At 56.2% G+C, this 18594-nt stretch carries 10 protein-coding genes; 2 read left to right on the top strand and 8 right to left on the bottom strand.

Going from position 1 to position 18594, the window contains the following annotated elements; all coding sequences use genetic code 11:
* Positions 1–76 precede the first annotated feature (76 nt).
* Positions 77–892: an IclR family transcriptional regulator gene (locus OHL23_RS23225; RefSeq protein ID WP_263354422.1), complete on the top strand. Its 816-nt coding sequence runs from the start codon at positions 77–79 to the stop codon at positions 890–892.
* 101 nt (positions 893–993) lie between these two features.
* Here the strand turns inward: OHL23_RS23225 and OHL23_RS23220 are convergent, their stop codons facing one another.
* From OHL23_RS23220 to OHL23_RS23185, 8 genes are all read right to left on the bottom strand, one after another.
* Complete coding sequence (locus OHL23_RS23220; RefSeq protein WP_263354421.1) at positions 994–2508, bottom strand: efflux transporter outer membrane subunit; 1515 nt, start codon at positions 2506–2508, stop codon at positions 994–996.
* A 42-nt stretch (positions 2509–2550) separates the two neighbouring features.
* A complete protein-coding gene (locus OHL23_RS23215) occupies positions 2551–5679 on the bottom strand; it encodes a multidrug efflux RND transporter permease subunit (protein ID WP_263354420.1) in 3129 nt (1042 codons plus the stop codon).
* Positions 5676–8945 (bottom strand): efflux RND transporter permease subunit, encoded by a 3270-nt coding sequence (locus OHL23_RS23210; protein ID WP_396127418.1) that lies wholly within the window; start codon positions 8943–8945, stop codon positions 5676–5678. Before OHL23_RS23210 ends, OHL23_RS23215 begins: the two co-directional genes overlap by 4 nt.
* Positions 8946–8998: 53 nt before the next feature.
* On the bottom strand, positions 8999–10222 hold the full coding sequence (locus tag OHL23_RS23205) for an efflux RND transporter periplasmic adaptor subunit (RefSeq protein ID WP_263354418.1): 1224 nt from the start codon (positions 10220–10222) through the stop codon (positions 8999–9001).
* A 280-nt stretch (positions 10223–10502) separates the two neighbouring features.
* Positions 10503–12479 (bottom strand): CHAT domain-containing protein, encoded by a 1977-nt coding sequence (locus OHL23_RS23200; protein ID WP_263354417.1) that lies wholly within the window; start codon positions 12477–12479, stop codon positions 10503–10505.
* A 706-nt stretch (positions 12480–13185) separates the two neighbouring features.
* Entirely contained in the window at positions 13186–14064 is an 879-nt protein-coding gene (locus tag OHL23_RS23195) for a hypothetical protein (protein WP_263354416.1), read from the bottom strand.
* Positions 14065–14096: 32 nt separating this feature from the next.
* A complete protein-coding gene (locus OHL23_RS23190) occupies positions 14097–14837 on the bottom strand; it encodes an anti-sigma factor family protein (protein ID WP_263354415.1) in 741 nt (246 codons plus the stop codon).
* 83 nt (positions 14838–14920) lie between these two features.
* Positions 14921–15517 carry an RNA polymerase sigma factor gene (locus OHL23_RS23185; protein WP_263354414.1) on the bottom strand — a complete coding sequence of 199 codons (597 nt, stop codon included), beginning with the start codon at positions 15515–15517 and terminating at the stop codon, positions 14921–14923.
* Between the two features lie 614 nt (positions 15518–16131).
* Here OHL23_RS23185 and OHL23_RS23180 point away from each other — a divergent pair.
* Complete coding sequence (locus OHL23_RS23180; protein WP_263354413.1) at positions 16132–18519, top strand: M28 family metallopeptidase; 2388 nt, start codon at positions 16132–16134, stop codon at positions 18517–18519.
* Positions 18520–18594: the final 75 nt, after the last annotated feature.

Below are 18594 nucleotides of genomic sequence, written 5' to 3'. Positions count from 1 at the left end.
CCGTCTTATCTGTTGACACGACAGCACCCGCAATTGCACACTAAAAGCAATTCAGTTAGCGGTATGGAGGTTCATAATGCGAGACACCCCACCCCAGGGGACGTATAAGGTTCAGGCTTTGGACAGGGCTTTTGCGGTGCTCGATCTGCTCGGCGAGAGCGACGTTCCTCTCGGATTAGCGCAGGTTGCGTCCTCCCTGGCCTTGCACAAGAGCACAGCGCATCGTTTTCTTATGGTCCTCGAGCGCCACCACATGGTCGAGCGCACTGTGAATGGCAAGTTCCGTCTCGGACTGCGTCTCTTCGACTTCGGTAATCGCGCTATCGAGCAGTACGATCTCCGCGACCGCGCCCAGCCTCACTTGCGCAGGCTGGTCAGCGAGACCGAGGAAACCGCCCATCTTTGCATTCTGGAGCAGGCGCACGTCATTTATCTCGACAAGATCGAACCCGCCCGCTCCGTGCGAATGATCACACGCGTTGGCGCCAGCAACCCGGTACATTGCACCTCAGTCGGCAAGGCCATTCTCGCCTTCCTTCCCGAGGAGAGGATCGCTGATGTCATCCGGCGCACAAAGTTCGAGCGTTTCACGCATCGCACCATCGGCACGCCGGAGGCGCTGCGTACGGAGATCGAAAAGACCCGTCGCCGCGGCTACGCAGTCGACGATGAGGAACTCGAAGAAGGGCTGCGCTGCATCGCCGTCCCTGTTCTGGATGCACAGCGGCTCCCGGTCGCGGCCGTCAGCGTCTCCGGACCATCCTTCCGCGTTACAGCGCAAAAGCTGCCCTCGATCGCCAACCACTTGCTGCAATGCGTGCGTGGCATCTCGATGGACATGGGTTTTGTCTCGTCTGCGCGCAGCGCACGTCCGAGCAGCCTGAGCGCGTAAGCGGTCCGCTGCGATTCTCGGAAGTATATGGTGTTGCCACGGCCGTCGCTGGTCTGGCAACACTATATAGGCGCGACGGGCGTCGACTGTTGATTCAGACTCTATTTCTCAATAGCGAGCTTGCCCAGCTTCTTTGACACATCCGCCGGAGTCGGGAGCTGGGTGTGATCCCAACCGCCTCCCAATGCCTCGATCAACTGGACCGACGCCGTCATTTGCTGAATATGCAGGCTGGCCAGCGATTGCTGATTGGAAAGCAGAGTCGTCTGTGCTGTGACCACATCGACGTATGGATCGATCCCGGTATCGTAGCGCCCGGTCTCAAGCTCGACAAACTTCTGCGCCGAGTCCACAGCCTGTTGCTCCTGCTTTATCTGCTGCGAGAGAATACGCACCGCAGCGAGGTTGTCTTCGACCTGTTGAAATGCGGTCAGGACAGTTTGCCGGTAGCTCGCAACGTCGGCATTGTAGGTGGCAATATACTGATTCACCGTGGCCCGGCGCAGGCCAGCGTCGAAGAGAGTTTCGCTTGCCGCCGGACCAACAGACCAGAACCGGCTCGGCCAATCAAGCAGGTGCGAGATCGTTGAGCTTTCAAGGCCACCTTCCGCGCTCAGAGTGAGGTTTGGATAGAAAGCGGCAACTGCAACCCCGATCTGAGCATTCGCCGATGCCATCGCTCGCTCAGACGCCGCAATATCGGGCCGTCGTTCAAGCAATTGTGATGGTACCCCAACCGGAATGGGCGGCGGCGTTGCCGTCAAAGCTTTGACGGGAATTGTAAAGCTCGATGGATTGGCGCCAATCAGCATCGCGATTGCATGTTGATCCTGGGCGCGGGCCACGCCCAGATTGGTCAGCGCAGACTCGGCCGTGTGCAGCGTATTCTCCGCTTCGACAACCGTAATCTGGTCCACAACCCCAGTCTGGTATCCAGACTGGGCAATGTCGAGGGCCTTTTTGTCTGCGTCCACGGTGTTCTGAAACAAAGCCTCCAATGCATCCTGTCCGCGGATTTCGAAATAGACCTCGGCCAAGGTTGCTTGTTCCGTCAGGCGTTCGTTTTCAAGGTCAGCCGCACTTAGTTGTGCGTTGTACTGCATCTCGCGAATCGTGTTGCGAACCCGGCCCCACAGATCGGGTGCCCATGACGCCGTCACGGGAAGGGAAGTAATCGAAGACTGCGCGCCGCCGGTAAAATTACCGTTTGCCGTGGTACCCAGGTTGCCCGACGCGCGCGACCGCGTAAAGTTGGGCGAAGTCGTCAATGTCGGATAGAGCTGCGCGTGTGCCTGTGCAATCAGCGTGCGCGCTTCCATGAAGTTCTCGAAGAACACCTTGATGTTCTGGTTGTCGATATTCAGTTTGTCTTCGAGATCGTTCAGCTCAGGCTCGTTGTAAATTTCCCACCACTTACCGCGAAGCATCGCATCCTGCGGTTGCGCGACCTTCCAGCCGTCCGAGTCCTGGAACTGCGTTGGAGACTCCTTGTAAGCAGCGGGAGGCGCCTGCACCGTGGCGGCGGGCGCGTTGTACTTGGGGCCGACCCGGCATCCTGCCAGAACCAGCATTGCCATTGCCGGGATGATTGCAACTTTGAAACGGAAGCTTGTCATAACTTGTACATCCGTGACCCTTGGGATCAGTAGCGGTTCAAATCAGTCTGCCGCGGAAGGCGTTGGTCCGTCCGCGTGAAATGTATCACGTTCCTTGCCCAGCATCCTTAAGCGGATACGGTCAAACGTGAGGTAAACAACTGGCGTAGTGTACAGCGTGAGCAACTGGCTGAAGATCAGACCGCCGACAATCGTAATTCCAAGTGGCCTGCGTAACTCTGATCCAGTGCCGGTTCCGAAGGCAAGAGGCAAAGCGCCAAAAAGCGCAGCCATCGTGGTCATCAGAATCGGCCGGAAGCGCAGCATGCACGCCTCAAAGATTGCGTCCTCCGTCGACATACCTCCGTCTCGCTCAGCCTGCAATGCAAAATCGATCATCATGATGGCATTCTTCTTGACAATGCCGATCAGCAGGACAATTCCGATAATGGAGATGATATTTAGATCGACGTTGAAAAGCATCAAGGCCAACATTGCGCCCACGCTGGCCGAAGGCAATGTGGAGATGATTGTCAGTGGATGCACCAGGCTCTCGTACAGAATTCCAAGAACGATATATACCGCCAGCAACGCGGTCAGCACCAGAAGCGGCTCGGTTCCGAGGGATTGCTGATACGCTTGCAGAGTTCCGGCGAAGAAGCCATGGATGGTAGAAGGCGTACCCAACCGCTGCTGCATCTGTTCGATGGCGAGCGTCGCTTCGCTCATCGAAACACCAGGCGCAAGATTGAATGAGACTGTCACCGATGGAAATAGCCCGGTGTGATTCAGAGCCAGCGGCGTTGTCGTTTCATGATTCTTCGAGAGGGTAAACAGCGGCGTATTGCCGCTTGCCGTAGTACTGCTGCTGCCCGTCGGATGGAAGTAGATATTCTTCAGCCCATCAGGGTTCTGCCAGTAGGGAGGCGCAACCTCCAACACGACATAGTACTGATTGAGCTGTGTGTAAATCACTGATACTTCTGACTGTCCAAACGCGCTGTACAGCCCTGTATCCAGAGATTGCGATGTCTGGCCGAGTCTTGCCGCGGTCGTTCGGTCGAAGTTGACAAATTCGTCGAGACCGCCATTCTGCTGGTCCGAATTCACGTCCTGCAAGCCAGGCAGCTTCTTCATTTCCGTGAGCAGGCGTGGCCCCCAGAACTGCAAGTCGGTCAAATTGTCCGCTTGAATCGTGTACTGATAGAGTGCATTGCTTGATCGTCCGCCGATGCGAAGGTCTTGAGCTGCCTGCAGAAACGCAGATGCCACGGGCAGACGATTTAACTTCGGGCGTATGCGATTGATAATCTCGGGAGCACCGATCTTGCGCTCATTCAACGGCTTCAGCGAAATAAAAATGAACCCGGTGTTGGTTGCGCCACCGCCGCCGGTAAAGGCGACCACGTTTTGCACTGCAGGATCGCTTTTGATCACACCTGCCAGTTGCCGAATGGCGTCGTTCATCGCAGGGAACGAAGAATCCTGTGGGCCTTGCACACCGCCTGCGAGTATGCCTGTGTCTTGTTGCGGGAAAAACCCTTTGGGAATCTTCAGAACAATCACTACATTCAGGACAATCACGAGGAAGAGCACCGTGAGCGTCAACACTGAGTTGTCCAGTACCCAGTGCAGGCTGCGCCGATAGATCGACAAGACCCAGTCGAAGAATCGGTCCGTCGCGAGGTACACGCGCCCATGCTTTACCTTTGCTTCATGCTTCAGAAGATGCGCGCACATCATCGGCGTCGTTGTGAGCGAGATCACCATCGAAACCAGAATCGCGGTCGAAAGCGTGATAGCAAACTCGCGGAATAGCCGACCTACGATGCCGCCCATTAAGAGAATGGGAATGAATACGGCGATGAGCGAAATGCTGATCGAGAAGACGGTAAAGCCGATCTCCTTTGCGCCCCTCAGGCTCGCGGCAAACGGGTCCATGCCTGCTTCCAGATGCCGCGTGATGTTCTCCATGACCACGATCGCATCGTCGACGACGAAGCCGGTCGAAATGGTGAGCGCCATCAGGGACAAGTTGTCGATGCTGAAGCCGAGCAGGTACATCACTGCAAACGTTCCAATCAACGAGACTGGAACCGCAACTGCTGGAATCAGTGTTGCCCGGCCGTTGCGCAAAAAGATGAAGACGACGACTATGACAAGCCCAATCGAAACGATGAGAGTTCTTTCGACGTCGCTTACCGAGGCTCGGATCGTGATCGTCCTGTCCTGCACAATCGTGATATCGATGCCTTGCGGGATGGATGCCTTGATGGACGGCAACTGTGCGCGTATGAGATCGACAGTATCAATGATGTTGGCGCCGGGCTGGCGGAAGATGATGAGCATCACCGCGCGTTTCCCGTTCAGATAACCCCCAGCGCGGACATTTTGGGTCGAGTCGATTACATCGGCAACATCCGATAAGTGAATTGCAGCGCCATTGTTATATCCGACAATGAGCGGTTTGTAGTCCACCGCATGAGATATCTGATCATTCGCAATAATATCGGCGGTCGTATTGCCGTCCGAGATCTGACCTTTGGCCAGATCGGAGTTTTGCACGCTCAGGAGCGCCTGAACGTCGGCCATCGTAAGTCCGTAGCTCGCGAGCTTGGTCGGGTTTACTTCAACCCGCACCGAAGGCAACGCGCCGCCGCCGACATTCACCTGTCCCACCCCTTGAATCTGCGACAGCTTTTGCTGGATCACTGTAGACGCAGAGTCATACATTTTGTCAGGGCCATACTTGTCCGACGTCAGGCCGAGAATCATGATCGGAGAATCGGCTGGATTCACCTTTCGGTAAGTCGGATTTGCGGGTAAGTTTGCAGGCAGATAGGTACGTGCCGCGTTGATTGCAGCCTCGACGTCACGCGCGGCTCCGTTGATATCGCGGCTCAAGTCAAACTGAATTGTGATTGAAGTAGTGCCCAGACTGCTTGCCGACGTCATTTCCGTGACGCCGGCAATATGTCCGAACTGGCGCTCGAGAGGCGTAGCAACCGAGGAGGCCATGATTTCCGCACTGCCTCCCGGAAGGCTTGCGCCAACCGAGATCGTCGGAAAATCAACCTGAGGCAACGGAGAGACCGGCAGCACCTTGAACGCAATTGCACCGGCGATCGCAATGGCGATCGTAAGCAGCGTAGTCGCTACTGGCCGATGAATAAAAGGTGCGGAGAGATTCATATCTGCTCCGCTGTTTGCGGCTCACCGCTGTTGTGCGCAGGTTTCGGCTTGCGCGAGAACCGGTGTCCGATATTGTCAAAGAAGATGTAGATCACCGGCGTTGTGTACAGCGTCAGTACCTGGCTGACAAGCAATCCGCCGACCATCGAGATTCCAAGAGGCCTGCGCAACTCCGAACCAATTCCTGTGCCGAATGCCAGCGGGATACCGCCGAGCAGAGCAGCCATCGTCGTCATCATAATCGGGCGGAAGCGAAGCAGACATGCCTGGTAAATTGCATCCGTCGCGCTCAGCCCTGAACCGCGCTCCGCTTCCAGCGCGAAGTCGACCATCATGATGCCGTTCTTCTTCACAATGCCAATCAACAGCACAAGACCGATAATCGCCACCACGCTCAAGTCCTGATGAAAAATAATCAGCGAGAGAAATGCGCCGACTCCCGCCGAAGGAAGCGTGGAAAGAATCGTGATGGGATGAATGAAGCTCTCGTAGAGAACGCCAAGAACGATGTACACAGTCACCAGCGCGGCCAGGATCAGGAGCGGCATATTCGAAAGCGAGTTGCGGAAAGATGCCGCAGTGCCTTGAAAATCAGCCTGCAGGCTTTGCGGCATGTGCATGTCCTTCTGCACCTTGTTGATCGCCGTAATGGCTCCGCCCAGCGCAGCATTGGGCGCAAGATTAAACGAAACAGTGATCGCAGGGAATTGACCCTGGTGGGAAATTGAGAGCGGCTCCGTGGTGGTCTCGAAGTGCGAGAAGGCACTGAACGGCACTTCGCTGCCGATCGTAGAACTGGTAGTGCCCGCGGAGTTTGCTCCACTGTTTGTTGCGGTGGTGGTGGTCGAAGCCAGCGCGTTTACAGGAGGCGACAGCGTGTTCGCCGAGGGCGTGAAAAGGGCGGACGATGTGAGCGCATTCGATCCAGCGGATGTCGATCCGGCCGAGGAGGTCGACGAAGCCGCTGCACCGCTCGTTCCTGACGAAGAACCGCTCCGAATATAGAGATGATTCAGCATATTCGGGTCGCGCTGGAACTGCGGCTCGCTCTCCAGCACAACGTGATACTGGTTGAGCTGTGTGTACATCGTGTTGATTTGCCGCTGACCGAAGGCGTCATACAACGTGTTGTCGATTGTTGTAGGCGCCACGCCAAGCCGGGACGCTGTGACTCGATCGATCACCAGAGATACCGCGAGCCCTCCCAGCTGCTGATCGGTTGCAACGTCTTCCAACTCGGGCAATTGTTTTAGACGCGTCACAAAGCGCGCAGCCCAATCGTTGAGTTCGTTTTGATCCGGGTCTTCGAGTGTGTATTGGTATTGCGTGCGGCTGACGCGATCGTCGATCGTGATGTTTTGCACCGGCTGCATGAAGAGCTGAATATCTTTCACATCAGCCAGCTTGGTTTGAAGCCTGCGGATAACATCCGAGGCGCTCAACTTGCGATCTTCCAAGGGCTTGAGATTGATCGACATTCTTCCGCTGTTGATGGTGGTATTCGTTCCGTCCGCGCCAATGAAGGAGGAAAGGCTCTCCACCGCCGGATCTTGCAGAATGATCTTGGCAAGCTCCTTTTGCTTTTCGGCCATTCCCTTTGCACCGATCGATTGCGGCGCCTGGGAAATACCTTGAATCACGCCAGTGTCCTGAACCGGGAAGAAGCCCTTCGGAATGATGATGTAGAGGTAGATCGTGAGCAGCAGCGTTGCGAGAGCTATCAGAAGAGTGAGGCCTTGAAAGTCAAGGACGACCTTCAACGTGCGCCCGTAGAATCCAATCATGCTCTCGAAGACGCGCTCGGATGCCCGATAAAAGCGTCCTTGTTGTTCCGCCGGATCGTGCTTCAGAATGCGTGACGCCATCATTGGCGTCAGCGTCAGCGATACGACCGCTGAGACAATGATCGTAACCGCGAGTGTAACTGCAAACTCGCGGAACAGTCGGCCCACCACATCGCCCATGAAGAGCAGTGGGATAAGCACTGCAATCAGAGACACGGTCAACGATACGATCGTGAATCCAATCTGCTCCGCGCCTATAAGCGCCGCTTCCATCGGAGACTTGCCCTCTTCCAGGTAGCGCGAGATGTTCTCAACCATGACGATTGCGTCGTCAACCACGAAGCCGGTTGAGATGGTGAGCGCCATCAACGACAGGTTGTCGAGGCTATAGCCCAGGGCATACATGGCGCCAAGCGTGCCGACGAGCGACAACGGCACGGCCACACTCGGAATGATAGTTGCGTAGAGATTGCGCAGAAATAGAAAGATAACCATCACAACCAGCGCAACGGTCAGCATCAATTCGAATTCAACATCCTCTACAGAAGCTTGAATCGGCGTCGTAAGATCGGTGAGAAGCGTGACGTCGATGCCTTTGGGAAGATTTGCTTCCAACTGCGGCAGCAGTCTCTTGATGCTCTTTACGACCGTGATTGTGTTGGCGCCCGGCTGTCTTTGAACATTGAGAACGACCGCAGGGGTCAGATTCATCCAGGCAGCCTGGTTGTTATTCTCCACGCCATCCACAATGCGGGCCACATCGGTCAGCATCACGGGAGAGCCATTTCGGTATGCAACCACAATATTTTTGTAGTCTTTGCTGGTCACCAGCTGATCGTTGGCGTCGATCTGGTAGTCCTGACGCGGGCCGTCGAAGTTGCCTTTTGCTGCGTTCACGCTAGCTTGCGTCAATGCAGTCCGCAAATCTTCAAGATTGATGCCGTACGAAGACAGAGCATTCGGATTGGCTTGAATACGAACCGCAGGTTTCTGGCCTCCGCTGATGCTTACCAGTCCCACGCCGCTGAGCTGCGAAATCTTGGGAGCCAGTCGTGTATCGACCAGATCCTCGACCTGCGAAAGCGGCATTGCAGTGGATGTAATGGCTAGCGTCAGCACTGGAGCGTCGGCGGGATTGGTCTTGCTGTAGATAGGAGGAGCCGGGAGATTGGCCGGCAGGAAGCTTTGTGCCGCATTGATGGCCGATTGCACTTCCTCTTCGGCCACGTCAATGTTCAGGGAAAGATTGAACTGCAGCACAACGACCGACGTCCCGCCCGAACTCGACGACGTCATCTGGCTTAAACCCTGGATCTGCCCAAACTGGCGCTCCAGCGGAGCGGTTACAGTCGTCGCCATCACATAGGGGCTCGCTCCGGGGTAGAAAGTGAGCACCTGAATCGTCGGGTAATCAACCTCTGGCAGCGCGGAAACCGGCAGCTGCGTATAGCTGACAATTCCGACCAGCAGAATTGCAGCCATAAGCAGAGACGTGGCGACCGGCCGCAGAATGAATGGGCGAGACGGACTTAGACTCAAGGAGCGGTACTCCCACTTGTGCTGGCAGGAATCGGCGTTTTGGAGATAACTATCTTGGAGTTATCCTGCAGCTTATCGAAGCTGCTATTGGCCAGCACATCTCCTGGTTCGATCCCTGAAACAGCAGTCGTGTCATTGTCCGTGACGCCAGGAGTGACGCTGCGCATGTGAGCTACATTGTCCGCAAGCACATAAACAAAGGCATTCGTGCCGTTGTGCTGAATCGTAGACGTTGGAACCAGCGTCGCATCGTGCTGGGTATCGACTAGCAGCCGTGTATTGACGAATTGATTCGGATACAGGGCATTGTCTCTGTTATTGAAGATCGAGCGCGCCTTGACTGTTCCCGTGGTTGTGTCAATCTGGTTGTCGAGCGTGAGTAGCGTGCCCGCTCCAAGTTGGGTCTGACCGCCGCGATCGAACGCAGTCACAGGAAGCCCAGTCTTCTTGCGAAGACGAGGAGCGATTTGGGCCAAATTGTCCTCAGGGATCGTGAAGATCACCGTCATAGGCTGAAGCTGAGTAATGACCGCAAGCGCATTGGTCCCATTCGATTGCACGACATTCCCTGGATCAACCAGACGCAACCCGACTCTTCCTGCGATTGGCGACACAATATGGCAGAAATCCACCTGAACCTGGTCAAACTGCACCGCGCCCTGATCGAGCTTAACCGTTCCCTCGTCCTGGAGAACCACCTTCTCCTGGTCATCCAGCGTTTGCTTGGGAATAGCATTCCGAGCCCAGGCATCCTGATAACGGGCAAGGTCCATTTTGGCCTGAGCGAGGACGTTCTCATCGCGTTCAAGCGTCCCTTGCGCCTGCAGCAATGTCGCGCGGTAGGGCCGGGAGTCAATCTCGATCAAGGGGTCGCCCTTTTTTACGATCTGCCCCTCCCGGTAGTACACGGCCGTGATGATGCCGGTCACCTCACTGGTGATCGAGGCTGTGTAAACAGGAGTGACGGTGCCGATGGCGTCAATGTAAACGCCTATATCGCCCTTTTTCGCAGTCGCGGTTGTAACGGTTACGGTTCCGCCCGCGCCGCGTCTACCGCCTGCGGGCGGCGGAGTATTCTTATGCCGCAGAACCAGCAGGAATCCGACAGCAAAGATTAACAGGATTGCAATCCAAACGATGACCCTTACGGCTTTACTCCGCGGAGGGGCTGTCGTATGCGCAGGAAGTTGATGATCAGGTCCGATAGGTTGATTGTCCATTCGAAAAGGCTGTGAGCGCTGCCCCCCTTACCAGATTCTCGCTTTCGGACCCCGATAAATCTGGTCCGCTCAGTGATGTTGACGCAACATCGCCCGTTCAAAGTTGCATCAATACTCAGAACAGGGAAAAGTTGATCTCACACAACACCCTAACACAGCGGGAAGACCCAACAAGTCTATTCAAATCAGCATATTTGTGAATCAGAGTTAATCCGAGTCTTTCACCTTGTGGGATGGAAAAAGGCGTCGGCCACTTCGCCTGTTCTGCATCCGCATGTTTTCACATCCTCGTATAGATTACGAACGGCGCCCAGTAGAAGGGCTTACGAAAATTGCTTCGCGAATGCAGTAAGGTCAGTTTAGCCTGGCGTAGGGCCATGGCTGGCGATTGGCCGTCCTCCATGCCTTCGTAAAGCGCACCCATCAGATGCGACGTCGATTCATCGCTTACCTCCCACAGACCGCCGATCGCGCTATGAGCCCCGGCGCGCAGGAATGCCCAAGACAGACCGACCAAGCCCTCGCCTGCATAGGCTCGTGTACCGCTGCCATTGCATGCCGAGATCGTCACCAGCCGGGCATCGATTGGGTGTTGCATTACCTCCCGCGCGTAGAGCTTGAATGAATCCTCGGTCACTGTCCCATTTGTTGCCGCTTTGGGACGCGACAAGATAATCGCCGAATCCAGCGGATCGGTCCGGCTCGCAACTCCGTGAGAGACAAAGTGAATGTAGGAGAACTGTCGCGGCTCGCTGGCCGCATACCTGTCCGGCGTAGCCTCTTCGCGGCTGACAATGACTTCGTCTCCCGCCGGGAAATGCTTCTCAATCTCCCTCATCTCCAGCGGTGCAAAAGGCAACTGCGGAAACTCCTCACTTGGTGAGACGGCATCTCCAAGCAGCAGCAACTTCCCGCGCCCATCGCCTGCAATACGGCCTGAGCCGGCGTGCGCGGGCTTTGCAGCCGCAAGCATCGCGAGCGATGGCGCGGAGATCACGGTTGCGTCGTCGATCCAATAATGCGGTTGCTGGCTAGGAATCTTCCCTGGAACGATGAGCGTCTCAAAATTAAGCTCGCTCAGCGGCCCATCGGCCAGAATCATGACCGGTATACCGGGACGAATCAGGCTCGCAGCCGGGGCGACAAGCATCGTGTACAGTTTTTGCCCCGTCGCATTGCCCGATTCCAATGGATCTTCCACGCCCAGCAGCGTCTTGCGATAGTGTTCGACCAGAGGAGCGATGTCCTTTTGCGCGGGAAGCGTGAGGAGTGTCGTCTTCTCCGGAGTAATCGCCCAAAGGTAAGACTGCTTCTCGCCCAGCCAGTAGAACAGCAGTGTCGCACCTGCTTTAGCCGCGACGCCGCGCGGAGAGAGCGAAGCAGGCGTGAAAGCCCGCTGGTTCGTTGTCAATCCCAACCCCTGCGCCAGCGTCCGCGCACGGCTTTGATCCGCAGTAACCAGAGCTTCTTCTGTTTTGCCCTGCGTCACCAGGAAATGAATGTAATCGTCATAGATGCGCGTAGCGTTCGCGATAAACGGCAACTTGGAGTCATCGTTTTTTAATTGATCCCGCGCGCCTTCAAATGTAAGGAGCGCAGTCTTGTACATATCTTGCGCGGCATCAGGCCTGCCCTCAACTTCAAAAAGTCTGGCTAATTCATGTTCGGCGCCAAATCGCATCGATACCTGGCTTGCAGGGTCGCGTTCTACCGCACGGAACAGTGCCTCAGCATGCGCATCCTCACGGCGCGCGGCAGCAAGCTTTCCTTGGGCGAGACTGACATAAGAAATGTCGAGACTGTTACCACTCGCATGAACCATAGGAGCTACGCGATCAATATATACACTCGCCGCAGTCAGGTCGCCAACCTCCACTGAGACATCGGAGAGGTCCTCGAGAGTGTCAATGATATCTGCCTTGCTGTTCATTTTCGTAGCAAGCACAAGAGCCGTGCGAATTGTATCTTTAGCTTGCGCCAGATTACCGTAATCTCGATAGACATAAGCGGTAGACTTGAGCCACGTGAGTTGGGAGCGCAAGTCACCAAGATCTATCGCTCGTTTTTCTGCTTCCAGAAATTTCCCTAGCGCTCTCTCGGAGTCCCCTAGCCCGAGGTAGGCCCACCCGAGGTTTCCCGAGGCGATTTGTTCCTGGTCTGCAGCACCAATTGCTGCGGAAGCCTGATAAGCAGGCATTAACCAGTCCACCGCTTCGTCAAATTGTTCCTCTTGAATGGATGCGAACCCGAGATTCAAGAGGGCAGTAATTTCCAGCCACCGATCCCGATGCTTCTGGGAAATCGAGAGACCTTCGAGGTATGACTGACGCGCCTCGCCTAAGTGTCCCCGCCAACTGGCTAAAATTCCGCGCCGCAATGGTATTCCATCACATGCGGCACTGTATGCCACTCCGCAAAGATTTTGGGCCTCTGTAAGTCTTTGGTTTGCTATATCAAATTGATGCAAATATGTGAATGCTACTCCTTCCAGCGTCAGCTTCTCGACTACTCCCTCCTGAGTGTCGATGAGGGAAGGTTGCACAGAGAGGAGTCGCAAAGCATCTTCATTCATGCCGCGATTGACCATTGCCCGAGCCTCCAGCAATTGAAATTTCGAGGCGATTTCGGGATCTGAACTAAGAAACCTTCTGTATCCTTGCGCAGCCTCCAACTGGCTTTTTTCGAGATAGCCGTGCAACAACAACTGGTGAGCATGATCGTACTCAGTGTGCGCCGCAAAAGGGCGAGTATCCTGGAGGGTAACCAATAGCAGCAATGGAAATGCCCATGCATATTGGTAACTCGGGACCCGGTGGCTGTTCCTTGCGCCGCTGAACCAAGTCATTGCACCCACTCTCAGCTCATCTGGGGAACAAGAAGATTAACTGACAGAATCAGCTTAGAATATGCAAACCAGTTGTTGCAGGTCCGCCGTCGAGCAAGAATTTAGACCATCGTTTGCTCTAACCAACGGAGGGCATCCCATTCGTCTTGCCTACCGAGGCGGAGACGTGTCCCGTCGCAGCACAGCCCATCTGTATATCGAGCATCGTCAACTCAAGCAGCGTTTTCGTTCCATAGCCACCTTTCACCTCGCACTTGCTGTGCGTCAGCTTCAAAGTCGCCAGATAGATCGTGCCGAAATGCGGAACCCGAATCACGTGGCCAAAGCAATGTTTCTCGTCGTAGTCCTCGACCGTGTTGACCAGTGAGCATTCAACGACTTCTTCATCGGGGGGCATCTCCCGGAAGCTCTCCGGAACAAGATTGAAGCGACCCAGAAATCCTTCGATGAGGTTCTCAAATCCAGTGTGCCGTTGCTGGATGGTCGCATGTTGGTCCAAAACGGCCTTCTTAAAGCTGGGGCTCTGCGTGTATCGCGCATCGTTTGGAGGCTTCTCCTCGAAGAGGTCGAGATTCAGCTTCGGTTCGATCTTTCGCCCCGCGATGCGAAGATTCTCAAACCGAGTCCCCACAAAATTAATCTTCGGGATGTAGCCATCCTCACGCTTCGGATGTTTCGTGGAAATCTGCGCTACCACCTTGTCCGCCGTCACCACGTCCAGTACATTCAGTCCTTCAACTACCGCGGTCACCAGGGTGTTCGACCCGGGTTCCTTCTTTTCTTCCATCTCTTCAGGATTGCCCCCGATCTGGGTATACGCCGACTCAAACGAAAGAACAGACTCCACCCGGTATCCACAACTTCGCTGGTTGAGGTATCCGCCATCCATGGGAAGTTTCACGAAGAGCTGGGGTGTGATCTTCTGCTGCAACGGCGACTGAAACTCGCCGAACAGCGCTGTCGCTTCAGCGTCGTAATCATGCCCGTGCTTGTCCATGCCGTTCTCGCTTTCTCGTAAGGCACTTCCGTCTAGTTGTTGAAGTGAATACTGAAGACCTGCCGCTCAATCTCGGTACGCGGTCCTTTGGGATCTCCCGAAGTCGCGCCGGAGATAGCAAGCACATAAGAGCCCTGTTTCAGCCCCGCTCCCGGAATCATCAGCGACAGCGTATCATCCAGAGCTCCGGTCGCAGACCCGGATAAATTGTGCGTCCACGCAAGTTTACCCTGCGGATCGTATAAGTCAACTGCATAAGAAGCATAGATCGCATGCTCGGGCAGCTCCACGCGGAGCTCCACAGCCTGCGTACGATCCGCTTCGATCACCGTGGGCTCTCCGCTGCGCGTTGCCGCGTGCAGCGCCACCGAAGACAGCAGCCTCGGTTCCGATGCTTCAGTTCGCAGCGCGGGGTAAGTGACTAAGTTCTGATAACCAATCACCAGCAGCAGCGTGGCAAAGACAGGCGCCGCAAAAGCAGGCGTGGCAAACAATGGACGCCACCACGCCAGCCACGTGAACCTGGTTCGCTTCTTAACCGGCGCATCTGATCCCTGCGACGGCGTAGGTTCCGGCAATGCGGTGAGTTCCGGCAACTGAACCTTCGCCTCGTCGACAAAAGCAGCTCCTGCGCGTACTTCGAGAGCGCACTCAGGACAGTCGAAGAAGTGCTCCTCAAATGCGTCGCGCATATCCGGCGGCAGCTCGCCAAGCAAATACCTTTCCGCCGCCATTTGTTCTAAAGCTTCGCTATGATTCATTTGTGTCATCATCTCAATCCTCGTAATGTAATACCCGCTCTTTGCGGTTCATTGAAATGGTGTTCGACACCCATCGATCGTTTCACTGAATCGATTCACTTTGTCCACATGCTCATTTCCGACGGCCCTTGATTGCCCATCCGTTTCACATATTCCACTTTGAATTCCTGCTTGGCTCGATGCAGGAGCACCCGCAGATACTCCCGATCCACGCCAAATTCACGGCAAACATCGTCGCGGTCGCGCTCATCCAGAAAGACGGCCTTCAGCAGCCGCCGGTCGCGCTGCGGCATCTTCAGCAGAATCTCCCGAACCTTTACTTTCATCTGTTTGTCCGCTGCGATGTCCAGTGCGTCGGCCCCGCTCGCGGCAGGCTCCGGCTGGCCTTCTTCATCGAGTGACTGGCTGCGTGATGACGCGCGGTAATGCTCAAAGAGAACGTTATTGCAAACCGTATTGACAAAAGCGCCAAGCCGCTCCGGTTGCCGTAACGTACCGGGATTGCGCAAAGCTTTCAGAACCCGCGCAAAGGTTTCCTGGCGCACATCTTCGACCGCCTGCGGTGAGTGCAACCGAGAACGCAGTTTCAGTTGCAGGAGCGCGGTAAAGTAGCCGACAAAATGCTCCTCTGTCGGCCGGTCTCCCGCGCATAAACTGTCGATGTAAGTGGCATCGAAGGAAGAGAATTGCAAGACTTGCTCCGCATACTGGTCAGGCCGCAAGTATAGCATTGGCGCGGGTCGCGCAGTAGTTGGCATGGGCCGGTTGTCGCGCTCGCAATTAGTAGGGTGCGCGCGTCGCCGCAACTCTGGACGCGATGTGGCAGCTATGTCCCGATGCAGCTCGCGGCTCATCGCATCCGCCGGAACAGTCGCGTGCTCTGCCGAGTCGTTCCATTCAATCTCGAATCGCTTCGCTTTAGACCAAAGTGCGTCACAATTTCTCCTTCAGGCAATGTTGGACCAAGGTGCTCTCGTCCAGTCGACCTGAGGCTCAGACGGAGCCCGCCGCTTTGCGGACCCCGCCTGCTCTGGGGGAGAGCGTTCAATGCAGATATCTGCACACCAGACATAGTGGATGTACACGGTAATTCGTTTCATCGAAAACCAAGAATCTCGGAAATTCTTTTCTGGATGGTTCGATCTGGCATCTAAGGCAGCTTCACTAAGACTGTCGGGAGTCTCAATATTCCAGCCGGACGCGGATATACTGTGCCTTAACCGGAAAACCAGCCTGACTCGCACCCTCTTGCCCGATCTTCCGGCGCGGTGTTCGAACGCAAAAAATCTGTATTCCTGGAGACTCGATGACCCGTTCCCGATTGCTCGCAATCGTCTTGTTACCCACGCTGATTTATCCCTCGCCATTCGCGCTTGCGCAGCAGACGGCCGACAGCGCCAAATCCAGTGCCAAATCGAGTGCAAGATCGGATGGTCAATTGGATGGCTACTCTCGTGCTGCTTCGGAGACTGAGCGCAATTGGGAAGAAAAGCTCCGCGCCCTGCCCGTGCCAGACACGATCCGCGAAAACATGCGCCGGCTCTCCGCCCGCCCACACCACGTCGGCTCACCGTATGACAAGGACAACGCCGAGTGGATGCTCGCAAAATTCAAGGAATGGGGATTTGACGCGCAGATTGAGAACTTCTACGTCCTCTTTCCCACGCCGAAGGAACGGCTTGTCGAGCTGCTCGACGCAAATGGCGCGACGAAATTCAAAGCGAGCCTCCAGGAACCGGTGGTTCCCGAAGATCCCACCTCCAATCAGACCTCCGAGCAGTTGCCGACCTATAACGCCTACTCCGCTGACGGCGACGTGACCGGACCGCTCGTCTATGTGAACTACGGCACCCGTGAAGATTACGAAGAGCTCGACCGTCTCGGCGTCTCCGTCAAGGGCGCGGTTGTCATCGCCCGCTATGGCGGAGCTTGGCGCGGCATCAAGCCCAAAGTTGCTGCGGAGCACGGAGCGGTCGGCTGCATTATCTATTCCGACCCAGCGAATGACGGCTATGGAGTCGCCGATTCCTATCCGAAGGGCGCAGGCCGGCCCAAAGACGGAGTCCAGCGCGGCGGCGTCAACGACACCGACTTTCCCGGCGATCCGCTTACCCCCGGCGTCGGCGCGACCAAGGACGCAAAGCGTCTTGACCGCAAAGATTCGCCGATCATCACCAAGATTCCAGTCCTTCCCATCTCCTACGCCGACGCCACTCCGCTGCTCTCAGCTCTCGCAGGGCGCGTAGCCCCGGCAACCTGGCGAGGCGGCCTGCCGATCACCTACCACATCGGCCAGGGACTCGGAACCTCCGAAGCCCCGAGCGAAGCCAAGGTGCACCTGAAGATGTTCTCCAACTGGGACATCAAGACCCTCTACGACGTCATTGCTAAAATCCCCGGCAGCACCGAGCCAGACGAGTGGGTCATTCGCGGCAACCATCACGACGCCTGGGTCAACGGCGCAGACGATCCCATCTCCGGCGCGTCCGCCGAACTCGAAGAAGCGCGATCGCTCGGCGAGCTGCTCAAGCAGGGCTGGAAGCCGCGCCGCACCATCGTCTACTGCGTCTGGGACGGCGAAGAGCCCGGCCTCCTCGGCTCGACCGAGTGGGTCGAAACCCACATCGATGAGCTGAAGAAGAAGGGCGTGATGTATCTCAACAGCGATTCCAACGGGCGAGGCTATGTCTTTCTGGAGGGTTCGCACGGCCTCGAGCACTTCATCAACGGCGTTGCAGCCGACGTAAAAGATCCAGAGAAGGGAATTTCGGTGCTGGAGCGCCGTCGCCTGCTGGAAATCTCCCGCAGCAAAGGTTCCGACCGTACCGAAGCGCGGAATCGGCAGGATCTCCGGATCAGCGCCCTCGGCGATGGCTCCGACTACGTATCGTTCCTTGATTTCGCCGGAATCCCATCTCTCGACCTCGGATTTGGCGGCGAAGATCGCGGCAGCGAGTATCACTCCATCTATGACGACTTCTGGTGGTATACGCACTTCGCCGATACGGACTTCGTCTACGGCCGTGCTTTGGCGCAGGTGGCCGGCTCAGCCGTCATGCGCATGGCCGATGCCGAGTTGCTTCCTTACAACTTCGCCAACTCCGCCGAAACCATTTCCACTTACGTCGATGAGGTCCAGAAGCTGCTGAAATCCGAGCAGGACGAGATCGCCGAAAAGAACAAGGAGATCGACGAAGGGGTCTTCACCGCCACCAGCGATCCAAAGAACCCCATCGCCGCTCCCAAGCACGAGGCGACGCCACCATTCCTGAACTTCGCGCCACTCGAAAACGGCTCAACAGCCCTCACTGCCAGCGCCCGGGAATATCAAAAAGCGGTGAAAGCCGCCGAAGCCAATGGCGGTGCAGCTCTCGACGCTGCAACCATCGACCAGGTCAATCAATTGCTCATGCAGACCGAGCGGGCGTACTTCAGTGCCGCCGGCCTGCCAGGCCGAACCTGGTTCAAGCATCAGCTCTATGCCCCCGGCGCGTATACCGGCTACGGAGTGAAAACTCTGCCTGCCGTTCGCGAAGCCATTGAACAGCGTAAGTGGTCCATCGCCGAAGCCTCGACCGTAACCGTGGGTAAAGTCCTCACCGGCGAAAGCGCGGCAATCGACGCGGCCACCGAAAAGCTCAAGTCAGTGGCCCCATCGCCAGTGACTCCGTCTGACGCCGGCGGCGCAAAATAGCCCCAAAATGCGGCGGCGCAATCTCACGCTCCGCCGCCCCCATTTCGTCATGAAGGGATTCTCCTGGGCTTTGCG

It is taken from the genome of Acidicapsa acidisoli, from assembly GCF_025685625.1.
GTDB lineage: Bacteria > Acidobacteriota > Terriglobia > Terriglobales > Acidobacteriaceae > Acidicapsa > Acidicapsa acidisoli.
The sequence above is the reverse complement of the archived record's forward strand: the minus strand, read 5'-3'. Positions and strand labels throughout refer to the sequence as shown.